This window comes from Enterobacter sp. DC1 (genome assembly GCF_000568075.1).
In the GTDB taxonomy this organism is placed as follows: domain Bacteria; phylum Pseudomonadota; class Gammaproteobacteria; order Enterobacterales; family Enterobacteriaceae; genus Enterobacter; species Enterobacter asburiae.
In genome coordinates, this window is the sequence record NZ_AZUA01000002.1 from 209,063 (window position 1) to 222,686 (window position 13,624).

Here is a 13,624-nt window from a genome sequence, read left to right on the forward strand (position 1 = left end):
ATCTGTATTCAAAAAGTTACAAAAAACTTGCAGGCTTTTCCTGCAAAAAAACAGATCTCAAATTTTTGTAACAATAATTAACGACAAGCGAACCGGGAACAAACAATTAATAGCCTTTCAAGACGGTTCAGTTTACCGGTACGTTCTGTTTACGCAATTAAACATCCACGTAAAAGTACGAAAAACAACCGCTGCATTTTTTGCTTCAGCTTGTGGTATACTCCGCCGCCTTGACTTTCGTCGTCGCGCTTTAGCGCCGTTTAATAATGAGGAAAATAAATGAGCACACCTGAATTTGCCACTGCGGAGAATAACCAGGAACTGGCACAGGAAGTAAACTGCCTGAAAGCACTGCTGACGCTGATGCTGCAGGCGATGGGCCAGGCGGATGCCGGTCGTGTGATCATTAAAATGGAAAAACAAATCGCGGAGATGGAAGACCAGGCTGAATCTGCGGTATTTGCTAACACCGTTAAGCAAATCAAACAGGCCTACCGCCAGTAACAAAAAACGGCTGGATGCAGTGCATTCAGCCGTTTGTTCGTCTGTCACGCAGAACGTATTATCCTGTCAGATCAGTCCCGTTGCCGCCGCGTAACACGCAATCTGGGTTTTGTTAGGCGCGTTGAATTTCTTCTGCATATTTTTCTGATGGAAATTAACGGTATTCTCAGAGATAGAGAGAATGATCGCTATTTCCGCTGACGTCTTCCCTTCCGCAGTCCATTTCAGAATTTCGCGCTCGCGTTTGCTGAATTTCATTTCGGGTGGCATAACCATCCCATCTTCAAAACGCATCAGAGACGTTAAGGCCATTTGCACCAGCATTTGCAGCCGCAGTTCTATTTCCTCACTGGCAAAAGGCCCTTCCAGTACACTAGTACGGGAAACAGACAGGAAGCCGAGCGCATGATTAGGCAGCATCAGGCACTGCGTTATTCCCGCACGTAAACCGTGGTCCTGGGCGCTATGCCATAATTCCTGCGCCTCGGCAAATAATGCGTCTGTCCAGGGTAAATGACCCTGGATGAAATTTTCCGCTTTTAAAACCGGATCGATAGCGAAATAGTTCGCGGATTGATATTGCGCCATCCACGGCTTTGGATAAGTGGTCTGCAAAGAGATTTTAGGGCGCGTAAAGGGCACAGGATGTCGCACGCAGAGCGCGTAATAATCGAATTCCAGCGCCTGAGTTTGCTGCTCTAACTCCCGATATACCTCATCGGCACTCGTCAATTCCTGAAACCGGAGGGAGCAATCCCGTCGCCAGGTGAAAAAGTCTGAATCCTTCATACTTACTAAATGAAGCCTCTGAAAAGATAATCATTATTATGGTGAATATAACCTAACACATAAATCTTTTTTCTAACTACAAAATATCGGCATTAGCACAATTAACTTTACTATTGATAAGGTTTATCCGGGCCGGATGGAATAAAAAAACAAACGACTGCCCCCGAAGGGAGAATAATTTGCTCCAGGCTAAATTTCTGGAGCAAATTAGTGCAAAAATTCTACTGCATAAGGAATTTTTCAAGGAACTGACGGGTTCGCGGCTGTTGTGGGTTAGCGAACAGGCTTTTCGCCGGCCCCTGCTCCACAATCCGCCCCTGATCCATGAAGATGGCTCTGTCAGCAACATCGCGTGCAAAGCTCATTTCATGCGTCACGATCACCATCGTCCGTTTTTCCTGCGCCAGCTGGCGAATGGTGTTCAGCACCTCCCCCACCAGTTCCGGATCGAGTGCAGAGGTCGGTTCGTCAAAAAGGATTACGTCTGGGCGCATAGCCAGCGCGCGCGCTATCGCCACGCGCTGCTGTTGTCCTCCCGACAGACGGCGCGGATAGCTGGTCTCTTTCCCCGCCAGTCCGACTTTAGCGAGCAGTTCGCGCGCGCGCGCCGTCGCGTCCTCTTTCGATTCACCTTTTACAATGACCGGCCCTTCAATAATGTTCTCCAGCACCGTACGGTGCGGGAAGAGATTAAAGTTCTGAAAAACGAAGCCAACATGCTGGCGCAGGCGACGGATCAACCCTTTCTGCTGGCTGATGGATTTTCCGGTATCAATCGTTATATCTCCTACCCGAATAGTGCCGCCTTCCGGCTGTTCAAGCAGGTTAATACTGCGCAGCAGCGTTGTCTTTCCCGAACCGCTCGGTCCGATAATCGCCACGACTTCACCCTGCTCGACTTCAAGATCGATCCCGTGGAGCACCGTTTGACCGTGGAATTTTTTCACCAGGTTTTTGACGTCGATAGCACTCATTTTGGATCACGCTCCTGGCGGTTAAGCTGGTTTTCGAAGTAGTTTTGCAGAGCAGACAGCACCGTCGCCATCACCCAGTAAATCAGCGAGGCGGCCAGATACATGGTAAAGACTTCAAGCGTGCGCGAGGTGATGAGCTGTGCCTGACGGAACAGTTCCGGTACCTGAATCGTTGCCGCCAGGGACGTATCTTTTACCAGGCTAATGAAGCTGTTGCTCAGCGGTGGAAGCGCCACGCGCGCCGCCTGCGGCAGAATGGCCCGACGCAGCGTCTGCCAGGGGGTCATCCCGATACTGGCCGCCGCCTCCCACTGCCCTTTGTCAATGGAGGAGATCGCCGCTCGCAGGGTTTCTGACGTGTACGCCGCGGTATTGAGCGACAGACCAATCATCGCTGCGGGGATCGGATCCAGCTCGATACCAAACTGCGGCAAGCCGTAGTAGATCATAAAGAGCTGGGCGATAAGCGGCGTACCGCGAAACACGGAGATATAAAAGCGCGCCAGCCAGCGTACCGGCAGGATGGGCGACATGCGCATTAAGGCCAGCACAAATCCCAGCACCAGGCCGAAGAACATCCCGCCGATACTGAGCTGTAATGTAAATACCGCACCTTTCAGCAGAAAGGGCAGAGAATCAATAACCAGTTGAATACTTTCTTGCATTATTATTTTTCGACCTGATTTTTAGACATGAGGATGGTAGGCAAACAGCGCAGGCGCCCCGCCGGTATGGACAAATAAAATCGGCCCTTCATCCTTAAAGCGTTTCTGCGCAATGCCGTCAACCAGTCCTGCCATCGCTTTGCCGGTATAGACCGGATCGAGCAGTATCCCCTCGAGGCGCGCCAGCAGCTTCACCGCTTCCATCCCCTCTTCGTTAGGCGTGCCGTAACCCGGCGCAAAATAGTCATCCCAGAGCAGAATGTCGGCCTTTGCCTTCAGCTCCAGCTGTGCGGCTACCGCCTGCTGTAAGGTCACCACTTTTGGCTTCTGATCCGCGACGCTGCGGGATACCGTCACGCCAATCAACTCGACATCCGGCAGCAGTTGTTCCAGCCCCACCGCCAGCCCGGCATGCGTGCCCGCACTGCCGGACGCAACAACCACGGAGGAGAGACTCACCGCGCCCTCGCACTGCTGCGCGATTTCCAGCGCACTCTCCACATACCCCAGCGCGCCCAGCGCGTTCGAACCGCCGACGGGGACAACATAGGGGCGAAACCCCTGCGCTTCCAGGCGCGTCGCCAGCTCGTCGAGCTGGGCGGTCGGGTCGGTCAACGCCTCCACCATTTCGACCTGCACGTTAAACAGGTCCAGCAGCAGGCGGTTACCGTTGGTGAGATAGTTTTCTGCCCGCGTGCCAATCGGGTTTTCCAGCAATGCCACGCAGTGGAGCCCGAGCTTTGCCGCCACTGCCGCCGTCTGACGAACGTGGTTGGACTGGATAGCCCCGGCGGTAATGAGCGTATCCGCGCCTTCGCGCAGTGCATCAGCCGCCAGAAACTCCAGCTTGCGCAGCTTATTGCCCCCCATCGCCATCGGCGTCACGTCGTCACGCTTGATAAAAATATCGCGCCCTAAATAATCAGAAAATCGCGGCAGGTACTCCAGCGGCGTCGGCGCGCCGATAAACTCCAGGCGGGGAAAGCGCGTTAAATTCTGTAGTGACATGGGTTCTCCGGTAACTCTGACAAAATGTGATATTTTTCATTATGCACGCAGACGCGAAAGAAATAAAAAAGGCGCTTTTAAAAGCGCCTTTTTTTACGGCAAAAGCTTATTTCGTGACGTCTGCACCGAACCACTTCTCGGAGAGCGCCTTCAGGCTGCCGTCTTTTTGCATGTCAGCAATCGCGGAATCAATCGCTTTGACCAGGTCTTCGTTACCTTTACGAACGGCAACGCCTGATTCCTGACGAGAGAACGCATCACCCGCTACCGCCAGGGTATTGTTGGTTTTCTTCACCAGATCCAGCGCGGCCAGGCGGTCAACCAGAATGGCGTCGATACGGCCCACGCGCAGATCCTGGTATTTCGTCGGGTCATCATCATAGGTGCGGATATCCACGCCCTGCACGTTCTGGCGCAGCCACTCTTCGTAGTTGGTACCCAGACCGACACCGACTTTCTTCCCTTTCAGGTCCGCGGCAGTTTTAATTCCGCCTTCGTTACCTTTCTTCACCAGCGCCTGAATACCGGACACGGTGTACGGCGTAGAGAAGTCATATTTCTTCTTACGCTCGTCAGAAATGGTCACCTGATTAATCACCACATCAATACGTTTGGAATCCAGCGACGCCAGCATACCGTCCCATTTGGTCGGTTTCAGCGACGCCTTAACGCCGAGGTGCTTCGCCAGCTCTTCAGCAAACTCCACTTCAAAACCGGTCAGCTTACCGTCGTCGCCCTGGAAGCTAAACGGAGGATAGGTTCCTTCCAGCCCGACCAGCAGCGTACCGCGCTCTTTTACTTTATTCAGCAGGTTTTCTGCGGCGAACGTTTTCACGCTCATACCCGCAACCAGCGCAACGGCCATAACACCCATCAGCGCCTGACGACCCAGAAGTGCAAATTTCATAAATACCCCGATATAGTGGAATTTTTACGTAGTGTAGAGAAATCGCCTGCAACGTCAAAGGCGACTGCGCTACATCTTATTCTTTTTTAATATATATCAGAAGTTGTTCCGGCGTGGGCTTTCTGCTTTATGGCACCCGGCATTTGTACCTTGTATTGCGCATACTTGCGCAGCGCAATCCGGTAGTTGTTGGTGCTGGTCGCAGGCAGCCACGGCTCCAGATTTTCATCCAGATAACCGGTTTTCAGCAGATCGCGAGAAATATTGTTTACGGTCAGATGTTGCCCAAGGCGGCGCAGGCGAACGACATATTCGCGAACGGTGCCGTGGCTCATCTCCGTTTGTTCAAACAGGAACTGCTTGAAGCCGATAATATCGAAGAAGTCGCTTTGCTCTTTGCAGTGGAGATCCCCACAGAAACGGCAAAGCGCCACCCACTCTTTTTGCTCTTCGAGCCATGCTGCTTCGTCCATCAACGTGTCGAGACGCGAAATCGCAATCTTATTGACGATTTCGCCCCGGCGAACCAGCGTGATACGATCGAGTAACTTGTTACAGTGGGCGCAATGCGTCTGGCTGTGTTTAAAGTCTTTCAGGTAGCGGCTTAAAGGCCGTCTTTTAGATTGCTGCACCGTCATGATAACTCCTGGTTGTCAATACGTTGTGCGGCATTTTTAAGGTGAATCAATCACCTATAACTTACCCAGCTTGGTTCGTAAGCGTTTAATGGCCTGGCTGTGCAGCTGGCTCACCCGCGACTCTCCCACCTCCAGAACAGCGCCAATCTCTTTGAGGTTAAGCTCTTCCTGGTAATAAAGGGTCAATACCAGCTGTTCGCGTTCAGGCAAAGCTTCAATAGCCTCCATGACGCGCTGGCGTAAATTCCCTTCCATTAAATGGTGTAACGGGTTTTCCTGCTGGTGCTCGTCCGTCACCAGCTCGATGCTATCGCCATGCTCTTCTCGCCACTCGTCATATGAGAAGAGTTGGCTATTATTGGTATCGAGCAACATCTGACGATACTCTTCAACAGCAATGCCAAGACGTTCCGCCACTTCGGTTTCCGTTGCGTTACGTCCCAGTTCCTGTTCCAGCTGCCCCATCGCATGCGCCACTTCGCGCGCGTTGCGGCGAACACTGCGCGGCACCCAGTCGCGGCTGCGCAGCTCGTCCAGCATCGCACCACGAATACGCTGAACTGCGTAAGTCGTAAATGCCGTTCCTTGCAGAGCGTCGTATCGGTCAACTGCATTCAATAACCCGATACCGCCCGCCTGTAGCAGATCGTCGAGTTCCACGCTCGCCGGCAAGCGCACCTGGAGGCGCAATGCTTCGTGACGCACCAGCGGGACATAACGCTGCCACAGCGAGTGTTTATCCATTACACCTTCAGCGGTATAGAGTGAATTCACGATAAACAGCCCTGCGTTAGTTGAGTTATCGGCATGATTATCCGATTCTGCAGGGCGTTCAATTGGATGAAAAAGGGGGATAAAGTGAGGTTATTCTGAGGTTGCCCACAACAGGGGCAACTTTTCTGCCTAAATTAACAGTTGTAACAATGAAAGATCGTCGCCCAGTTTGACGCTATCTATATGTTGATGAAAGAGCTTTCCCGCTTCCTGATTATGCTGGCTAAGAGAGTGGAAGCTGTAAATAACATCAATGATATTATCTTGTTCAATTTTTCCCGCCACGAGTGCCTGACCGGCAAGTAACGTTTTAAGGAAATAGAACTCCGCGACGATTAAATAAAGGTTATTCAACATGCTGCGGCCATTGTTCTGCGGGAAGCCCTGCTCCCACAGTTTGTATTTAAAAAAGTTCTTAAATAAATGGTCATTGGTCGCCAGATAATTGCCCGCCACATCGCGCCAGACGGACTCGATGTTCTCCATGACCTTCTCTGCCGGCACGGTGTCACCCGCAGGCTCAAATTGTTGATAAAGCTGAGTAAAATAACGGTTTAATACCGCACCGCCGCGGGCTGTCACTTTCTTCGTGAAGTAGCTCTGGATGAGTGAAATTAACGCGAACTTCAGGCTGTAGTTCTGATTAAATCCGCCTAATTCCATTTTGATTTTACCGCTCACCAGTTCGTTAACCAGCGAGAAATAGACCGTTTCGAGCGTGCCGATATTCTCTTCGAGATTATCGAGCTTTTCAGCCACCATGAGGAATTTCACCACGGCGTAAACCTGTTCTTCAACGCTGACGCCCTCAACGCTGAAAATATTCTGGCAGAAGAGATTGATGACCTTTGCCTTCAAATCAATCATCGGCGCATTATTGACGTCCTGCTGGACGCTGATGGATTCCATCATCGACATAGACTCTCGATCGTTCAACAGAAGTCGGGTCACTTCCGGACACGAGAGGTTCAGCGATTTTTCGATTTCATTTTTATAGACCCGGTTTGTCCGCGGGAACGACGAACAGGTTGGGCTTAAGGCCTGGGCGCCCATGGCGCTATGAATAGAACAGAGTTTTTCCGTATCCATAAACGGGCAGTTTTTACTTTCCGTATGGAAAATCACTTCGCCCCAGTTACCATACTGCTTTTTGGTGACTTTTATCGCCGTTTTCGCCGTCTGACGAATGGCGGCATTTTTACTGTTCAGATAGCGATTAACGGAGGATTTATCAAATGCGATGGTCCAGCCCTGACAACAATGTTCACGGCATTCCCCACCGACACATGAAAAATCTGCGACCAGCTTTGGTTGAGTGACACTGATTTGTTTCACAGGCGGATTCTCAAATAGCAGAGATAAAAAAACCCCGCCGAAGCGGGGTTTCACGCGTAATATTAACGCAGCAGAGACAGAACGGTCTGTGGAACCTGGTTTGCCTGAGACAGAACAGAAGTACCAGCCTGCTGCAGGATCTGCGCGCGGGACATGTTGGAAACTTCAGTTGCGTAGTCAGCGTCCTGGATACGGGACTGAGCAGCAGACAGGTTGTTAGAGGTGTTGTTCAGGTTGTTGATTGCAGAAGTGAAACGGTTCTGCACAGCACCCAGACCAGAACGTGCTTTATCAACGATTGCAATTGCATCGTCAATTGTTTTCAACTCGGTACCAGTCTGAGCTGTCAGGTCTACCGCTGCAACACCCAGAGTAGCGGTGTCAGCTTTAGCGCCGCTCAGGTCCAGGTTGATAGTGTCGCCGTCGTTTACGCCAACCTGAATTTTAACCACACCTGCAGCACCCGCAGAGCCGTCCAGCAGTTTGATGCCGTTGAAGTCAGTTTTGCTTGCAACACGGTTGATCTCAGCCAGACGAGCTTTAACTTCATCCTGCAGAGATGACAGGTCAGAGGTACTGTTAGTACCAGTGCTTGCCTGTACAGCCAGTTCACGTACGCGCTGCAGGTTGTTGTTGATTTCGTTCAGGGAGCCTTCAGCAGTCTGCGCCATGGAGATACCGTCGTTGGCGTTACGTGCGGCCTGGTTCATACCCTTGATCTGAGCGGTCATGCGGTTTGCAATTGCCTGGCCAGCAGCATCGTCTTTCGCGCTGTTAATACGCAGACCTGAAGACAGACGCTCGATAGCAGTACCCAGAGAAGACTGAGATTTGTTCAGGTTGTTCTGAGTAGTCAGGGACATCAGGTTAGTATTGATAACTGCCATAATTTTGTTTCCTTCAAAAATTGGGTTTTAGGTCCGGTGCCTAACACTCACAGCGTCTCTCACCGTCAACAAGGTTATCGACGGGTCCCCAAAAGACTTTAGAATCAATTTTTAAAAAATTACAAACCACTGATTATTAATGATTTTATTTTTAAAGAATCAATTAAGGTCCGTCGAAGGTTTATTATTTACGCTTTTTTAACGCACAAAGAGATGACAAAAAAGGCACACACTTACTCGTGTTTTTAATGCACTGATAATGTCCCTAAAGTGCAATCCATTCATTTACCCCGCCAGGACGCGTCTATTCTTCGGATTATTTTTTTCTCACCATCGTAAACTTTTACGCTGAGAGGCCGATAAGAGTCCTGAACTACTTTCGTATTTTAAGGAAAATATGCATGGCTACTATCAGTAACCTCGGGATAGGTTCTGCAGGACTCGGGGATTTATATAATCAGTTGGAAGCGGCAGAGAAAACCAAGCTGACGACGATTACTTCCCAGCAATCAACGTATAACGCACAGTTAAGCGCTTACGGCAAGCTGCAGAGCGCCATGACATCGCTGCAGACTGCGACCGCTGCACTGGGTAAAGCAACCACCTGGAACTCAACGTCCGTCAGCAGCACCAACACGGCCTTTACAGCTACAACAACGGCTGACGCGTCAGTAGGTTCCTTTGTTGTCAACGTCAACCAGGTTGCAAAGGCACAGGCGCTCACTACCGGCTCCTATGCTAACAACACGGACCTGCTGGGCGATACGACAGGTACAACGCGTAAAATCACCATCACCCAGCCGGGCACGAAAACGCCTTTAGAGGTCACCCTGGCAGATGGCGATACGTCGCTGGCCGGGATCGCGAGCGCGATTAATAAAGCAAACGGCAACGTCACCGCCAGCGTCATTAAAGCGAAAGACGGTGACTACCGCCTGATGCTGTCATCCAAAACCACCGGTACGGATGGCGCGATGACGGTAAGCGTTACCGGCGACGCCAAGCTGCAAAGCGCCATTGGTTATGATTCAACCACCAAAACGGGCGCGCTGACGGTGAATACCGACGCGCAGAACGCGATTGTGGTGGTGAACAACATCTCCATCGAGCGCCAGTCGAATACCATTACCGACGCGCTGCCTGGGGTCACCTTCTCGGTGAAGGCCGAGAGCAAAGCCGATGAAACGCTTGAGGTTTCACGCGCAACGGATGCGAACCAGAAGGCGATCACGGACTGGGTCACGGCGTATAACTCGCTGCAGTCCACCATTAACAGCCTGACGAAGTATGTTCCGGTCGATGCAGGCTCCGGCAGCCAGTCTACCAGCAACGGTGCGCTGGTCGGTGATGCGAACGTGCGCGGAGTTCAGTCCCAGCTGCGCGGCCTGTTGACCGAAGCGCAAGCCGGCTCCATTCAGATCATGGCCCAGCTGGGGATTACCCAGGACCCGGTGAAAGGCGCGGACGGTACCGTCGGTAACCTGAAAGTCGACACCGATAAGCTGAAAAAAGCGCTGACCGACAACCCGAACGCCGTACAGCAGTATTTTGTCGGTGACGGAAAGAAAACCGGTCTGGCGACCCAGATGAACAACACGCTGACCACCATGCTCAGCACCAGTACCGGCAGCGCCGGGGTGATCCAGAACGCGAAAGACGGGATCAACAAAACGCTGAAAACGCTGGGCGAACGTTACGATGCCATGGATGCTCAAATTGAAGCCACCATGGCGCGTTACAAAACCCAGTTCACCAGTCTGGACGTATTAGTCACCAAAATGACCAGCACGGCCAACTACCTGACCCAACAGTTCTCACAAAAATAGTCGTAGCCTTCAGGAGTGGATATGTATAAGACCTCTGGTGTTCAATCCTATCAGCAGATAGGAGTAGAAAGCGCAGTCATGAATGCCAGTCCACACCAGCTGATTGTCATGTTGTTCGACGGGGCGCATAGCGCCCTTGTTCGCGCGCGTTTGTTCATGGAAGCCGGACAAATTCGTGAGAAAGGCGAAGCTCTATCCAAAGCCATCAACATCATCGACAACGGTTTGAAAGCAGGACTGAACATGGAGGTTGAGAGCGAATTGTCCGGTAATCTTGCCTCCTTGTACGAATATATGGTTCGACGTTTGTTGCTGGCGAATGTCAGTAACGACGTAGACGCAATTGTTGAAGTCGAGGGTTTATTAAACAACATTGCGGATGCGTGGAAGCAAATCGGCCCCAATGCGTCCTCTATTTCAGGATAATTTTGATGAATAATCCCAGCGCAGCGCTTAGCCACTGGCAGGCGCTACATGCTCAGAGCATTGCTATGCTAAATCTCGCACATTCTGGTCAATGGGATGCGCTTATCGAGCAGGAAATGCATTACGTTCAACTGGTGGAAAAGATTTCTCAAACGCCCATCATGTCATGCCCTCCGGCTCAGGTTGAGCAAGCGCGTGCGCTGCTGGAAATGATCCTTGAAAATGAGAATGCGCTAAAGGCACTGCTGAAGGTCCGCATGGACGAACTGCGCAATCTGATTGATCAAACCGGCAAACAGCAATCCATCACGTCTACCTATGGAAAGCTGTCAGGGAATATTCTTTATCCAGAAAGTTTTACCCGCGACACACAACTATGATTTCTTCATCCATACTCCAGAAGTCTGCCAATGGCTTCTGGAGCAAGGATGATGAAAAACCCCACCCTGTTACAATGTTTTCACTGGTACTACCCTGCTGGCGGTGAATTGTGGCGAGAGGTCACGGCGTTAGCTCCCAATCTTAACGAAATCGGCATCAACATGATCTGGCTGCCGCCCGCCTGTAAAGGGGCATCCGGCGGGTATTCTGTCGGCTATGACACCTATGACCTGTTCGATCTTGGCGAGTTTGACCAGAAAGGCAGTATCGCCACGAAATACGGCGACAAGGCGCAGCTGCTGGAGGCCATTGATGCCCTCAAAAGTAACGACATTGCCGTACTGCTGGACGTGGTGGTCAACCACAAAATGGGCGCCGATGAAAAAGAGCCCGTGCGCGTTCAGCGCGTCAACGAACAGGACCGCACGCAAATCGATGACGAGGTCATTGAATGCGAAGCCTGGACTCGCTACACCTTCCCCGTCCGGGCCGGGCAGTACTCACAGTTTATCTGGGACTACAAATGCTTCAGCGGCGTCGACCACATTGAAAACCCCGATGAAGACGGCATCTTTAAAATCGTCAACGACTACACCGGCGAAGGCTGGAACGATCAGGTTGATGATGAGATGGGTAACTTCGATTACCTGATGGGCGAAAATATCGATTTTCGCAATCACGCCGTGACCGAGGAGATCAAATACTGGGCCCGCTGGGTCATGGAACAAACGCGCTGCGACGGTTTTCGTCTGGACGCCGTCAAGCATATTCCCGCCTGGTTTTACAAAGAGTGGATTGAGCACGTCCAGGAAGTCGCCGACCAGCCGCTGTTTATCGTGGCGGAATACTGGTCCCATGAGGTGGATAAACTTCAGGCCTATATTGACCAGGTCGAAGGCAAAACCATGCTGTTTGATGCCCCCCTGCAGATGAAATTCCACGAGGCGTCACGTCAGGGCCGGGATTACGACATGAGCCAAATCTTCACCGGCACCCTGGTAGAAGCCGATCCGTTTCATGCGGTCACCCTCGTCGCGAACCATGACACCCAGCCTTTGCAGGCGCTGGAAGCGCCGGTCGAGGCCTGGTTTAAACCGCTGGCCTACGCGCTGATCCTGCTGCGGGAAAATGGCGTGCCAAGCGTCTTTTATCCGGATCTCTTCGGCGCCAGCTATGACGATGCGGGAGGAGACGGTGAAACGTACCATATTGATATGCCGGTCATTGAGCAGCTTCACGAGCTGATCCTCGCGCGCCAGCGTTTTGCCCACGGCGTGCAGACGCTGTTTTTCGACCATCCTAACTGCATCGCCTTCAGCCGCAGCGGTACCGATGACGATCCCGGCTGCGTGGTGGTGATGTCGAACGGGGATGATGGTGAAAAAGTGATTTGTCTTGGGGAAAACTACGGCAATAAAACGTGGCGGGATTTTCTCGGCAATCGCGAAGAAACCATCACCACGGCGGCGGATGGCGAAGGGACGTTTACCTGTAATGGGGGGAGCGTCAGCGTTTGGGTAATAGAGGATGCGCTGTAGAAACAATGCCGGGTGGCGCTGACGCTTACCCGGCCTACGGGACAGTACTTTTGTAGGCCGGGTCAGGCGAAGCCGCCACCCGGCAACAAACGGCTACGGTAGTTTACTCTCGAGCGGATTCTTGCTCAGGTAATCGGCACACTCAACCGTTGGGCGGTCGACCTTCTGCAGCTCCAGTCCGTCATACTCAAGCGTCGAGCCATCACGCTCCAGCGGATAGATATCCAGCTTACGCGTCACGTTGTAATAACTGTCTGAACGCAGCATGATTTTACCCGGCACGGCAATCACGCGCTGCCACTGACGGCAGTCCAGCGTATCGCCCTCTTCCGTCACCACCAGCGTGGCAATCGCCTTCGGGCTGACCAAGTTGCTCTGCGGCCCTTTCGACTGCCAGTATCCCGCCAGATGCGCCGGGACAGGATGCTTGATCACGTCGTTGTAGTTATCGACCTGAACGCACCCGGTCAGTGCCAGCAGCGCGCCAGCAATTGCTATTTTTTTCATCATCTTTCCTGCATTCGAAGAAAAAAATATTGTGGCATTAAAGCGCTGCGGCTGCCAGCGAAGATCGACAGGTCTTAAACCTGCATCCCCATCACTTCCTGATACGCCGACACCAGCTTGTTACGCACCTGGATCCCCATCTGCAGGGAAACCGAGGCTTTTTGCAAATCGGTCATCACATCATTCAGCGCCACGCCCGGCTCACCGAGGGTGAACTTCTCTGCCTGAGTGCGCGCGGCGGTCTGGGTATCACTGATACGGTCAAGAGCGGCATGCAGTTGCCCTGCGAAGCTGATGCTCGGCTGCTGATCTGCCACATTCTGATTACGGGCCGTCATCGCCGTTGCCTGCAACTGACTGATTACCCCTTCAATGCCCTGTATAGCCATGACTCTCCCCTGGATGGTTTTTTACGCGGTCAAGACTAACAGCTTGTCAATAAGATAATGGCGGTAAATAGCATGA

The 13,624-nt window shown here is 52.0% G+C and carries 16 protein-coding genes and 1 pseudogene; 6 read left to right on the forward strand and 11 right to left on the reverse strand.

All coding sequences use genetic code 11. From position 1 onward, the window contains the following. Positions 1-185: 185 nt before the first annotated feature. Both P346_RS23720 and P346_RS14700 read left to right on the forward strand, forming a co-directional pair. A pseudogene (locus P346_RS23720) lies at positions 186-254 on the forward strand (hypothetical protein); the annotation flags it as partial. 25 nt (positions 255-279) lie between these two features. Further along, positions 280-504, forward strand: a complete 225-nt coding sequence (locus P346_RS14700; RefSeq protein ID WP_008500345.1) for a DUF2594 family protein — start codon at positions 280-282, stop codon at positions 502-504. 66 nt (positions 505-570) lie between these two features. Here P346_RS14700 and sdiA read toward each other — a convergent pair whose 3' ends face one another. From sdiA to P346_RS14655, 9 genes are all read right to left on the reverse strand, one after another. Further along, complete coding sequence (sdiA, locus tag P346_RS14695) at positions 571-1,293, reverse strand: transcriptional regulator SdiA (protein ID WP_032658638.1); 723 nt, start codon at positions 1,291-1,293, stop codon at positions 571-573. Between the two features lie 221 nt (positions 1,294-1,514). After that, on the reverse strand, positions 1,515-2,267 hold the full coding sequence (gene tcyN, locus P346_RS14690) for an L-cystine ABC transporter ATP-binding protein TcyN (RefSeq protein WP_032658641.1): 753 nt from the start codon (positions 2,265-2,267) through the stop codon (positions 1,515-1,517). Continuing rightward, positions 2,264-2,932, reverse strand: a complete 669-nt coding sequence (tcyL, locus tag P346_RS14685; protein ID WP_028013677.1) for a cystine ABC transporter permease — start codon at positions 2,930-2,932, stop codon at positions 2,264-2,266. The genes tcyN and tcyL overlap by 4 nt, the downstream gene beginning before the upstream one ends. Before the next feature lie 21 nt (positions 2,933-2,953). Beyond that, a complete protein-coding gene (dcyD, locus tag P346_RS14680; RefSeq protein WP_032658643.1) occupies positions 2,954-3,940 on the reverse strand; it encodes a D-cysteine desulfhydrase in 987 nt (328 codons plus the stop codon). A 106-nt stretch (positions 3,941-4,046) separates the two neighbouring features. Then, positions 4,047-4,847: a cystine ABC transporter substrate-binding protein gene (tcyJ, locus tag P346_RS14675; RefSeq protein WP_023336163.1), complete on the reverse strand. Its 801-nt coding sequence runs from the start codon at positions 4,845-4,847 to the stop codon at positions 4,047-4,049. Positions 4,848-4,933: 86 nt separating this feature from the next. Beyond that, entirely contained in the window at positions 4,934-5,485 is a 552-nt protein-coding gene (fliZ, locus tag P346_RS14670) for a flagella biosynthesis regulatory protein FliZ (RefSeq protein ID WP_008500339.1), read from the reverse strand. Positions 5,486-5,539: 54 nt separating this feature from the next. Beyond that, entirely contained in the window at positions 5,540-6,259 is a 720-nt protein-coding gene (locus tag P346_RS14665) for an RNA polymerase sigma factor FliA (RefSeq protein WP_014170714.1), read from the reverse strand. A 129-nt stretch (positions 6,260-6,388) separates the two neighbouring features. Continuing rightward, positions 6,389-7,594 (reverse strand): flagellin lysine-N-methylase, encoded by a 1,206-nt coding sequence (gene fliB, locus P346_RS14660; protein WP_032658646.1) that lies wholly within the window; start codon positions 7,592-7,594, stop codon positions 6,389-6,391. 62 nt (positions 7,595-7,656) lie between these two features. Next, positions 7,657-8,481 (reverse strand): flagellin N-terminal helical domain-containing protein, encoded by an 825-nt coding sequence (locus P346_RS14655; RefSeq protein WP_032658647.1) that lies wholly within the window; start codon positions 8,479-8,481, stop codon positions 7,657-7,659. Between the two features lie 401 nt (positions 8,482-8,882). Between P346_RS14655 and fliD the strand changes: the two genes are divergently transcribed. From fliD to amyA, 4 genes are read left to right on the forward strand one after another with little or no spacing between them, the layout of a single operon-like run. After that, positions 8,883-10,307: a flagellar filament capping protein FliD gene (fliD, locus tag P346_RS14650; RefSeq protein ID WP_032658650.1), complete on the forward strand. Its 1,425-nt coding sequence runs from the start codon at positions 8,883-8,885 to the stop codon at positions 10,305-10,307. Between the two features lie 21 nt (positions 10,308-10,328). Continuing rightward, positions 10,329-10,733 (forward strand): flagellar export chaperone FliS, encoded by a 405-nt coding sequence (gene fliS, locus P346_RS14645; RefSeq protein WP_023312296.1) that lies wholly within the window; start codon positions 10,329-10,331, stop codon positions 10,731-10,733. 5 nt (positions 10,734-10,738) lie between these two features. Next, positions 10,739-11,113, forward strand: a complete 375-nt coding sequence (gene fliT, locus P346_RS14640) for a flagella biosynthesis regulatory protein FliT (RefSeq protein WP_023312297.1) — start codon at positions 10,739-10,741, stop codon at positions 11,111-11,113. Between the two features lie 51 nt (positions 11,114-11,164). Further along, positions 11,165-12,652: an alpha-amylase gene (gene amyA / locus P346_RS14635; RefSeq protein WP_032659528.1), complete on the forward strand. Its 1,488-nt coding sequence runs from the start codon at positions 11,165-11,167 to the stop codon at positions 12,650-12,652. Positions 12,653-12,745: 93 nt separating this feature from the next. Here the strand turns inward: amyA and yedD are convergent, their stop codons facing one another. Next, a complete protein-coding gene (gene yedD, locus P346_RS14630) occupies positions 12,746-13,159 on the reverse strand; it encodes a lipoprotein YedD (protein ID WP_032658652.1) in 414 nt (137 codons plus the stop codon). Positions 13,160-13,233: 74 nt separating this feature from the next. Then, positions 13,234-13,548: a flagellar hook-basal body complex protein FliE gene (gene fliE / locus P346_RS14625; RefSeq protein ID WP_008500329.1), complete on the reverse strand. Its 315-nt coding sequence runs from the start codon at positions 13,546-13,548 to the stop codon at positions 13,234-13,236. Positions 13,549-13,624 lie beyond the last annotated feature (76 nt).

Coding starts and splice junctions, on each gene's coding strand:
- P346_RS14700 (WP_008500345.1), top strand. CDS start 280: ATGAGCACACCTGAATTTGCCACTGCGGAGAATAACCAGGAACTGGCA.
- sdiA (WP_032658638.1), bottom strand. CDS start 1,293: ATGAAGGATTCAGACTTTTTCACCTGGCGACGGGATTGCTCCCTCCGG.
- tcyN (WP_032658641.1), bottom strand. CDS start 2,267: ATGAGTGCTATCGACGTCAAAAACCTGGTGAAAAAATTCCACGGTCAA.
- tcyL (WP_028013677.1), bottom strand. CDS start 2,932: ATGCAAGAAAGTATTCAACTGGTTATTGATTCTCTGCCCTTTCTGCTG.
- dcyD (WP_032658643.1), bottom strand. CDS start 3,940: ATGTCACTACAGAATTTAACGCGCTTTCCCCGCCTGGAGTTTATCGGC.
- tcyJ (WP_023336163.1), bottom strand. CDS start 4,847: ATGAAATTTGCACTTCTGGGTCGTCAGGCGCTGATGGGTGTTATGGCC.
- fliZ (WP_008500339.1), bottom strand. CDS start 5,485: ATGACGGTGCAGCAATCTAAAAGACGGCCTTTAAGCCGCTACCTGAAA.
- P346_RS14655 (WP_032658647.1), bottom strand. CDS start 8,481: ATGGCAGTTATCAATACTAACCTGATGTCCCTGACTACTCAGAACAAC.
- fliD (WP_032658650.1), top strand. CDS start 8,883: ATGGCTACTATCAGTAACCTCGGGATAGGTTCTGCAGGACTCGGGGAT.
- fliS (WP_023312296.1), top strand. CDS start 10,329: ATGTATAAGACCTCTGGTGTTCAATCCTATCAGCAGATAGGAGTAGAA.
- fliT (WP_023312297.1), top strand. CDS start 10,739: ATGAATAATCCCAGCGCAGCGCTTAGCCACTGGCAGGCGCTACATGCT.
- amyA (WP_032659528.1), top strand. CDS start 11,165: ATGAAAAACCCCACCCTGTTACAATGTTTTCACTGGTACTACCCTGCT.
- yedD (WP_032658652.1), bottom strand. CDS start 13,159: ATGAAAAAAATAGCAATTGCTGGCGCGCTGCTGGCACTGACCGGGTGC.
- fliE (WP_008500329.1), bottom strand. CDS start 13,548: ATGGCTATACAGGGCATTGAAGGGGTAATCAGTCAGTTGCAGGCAACG.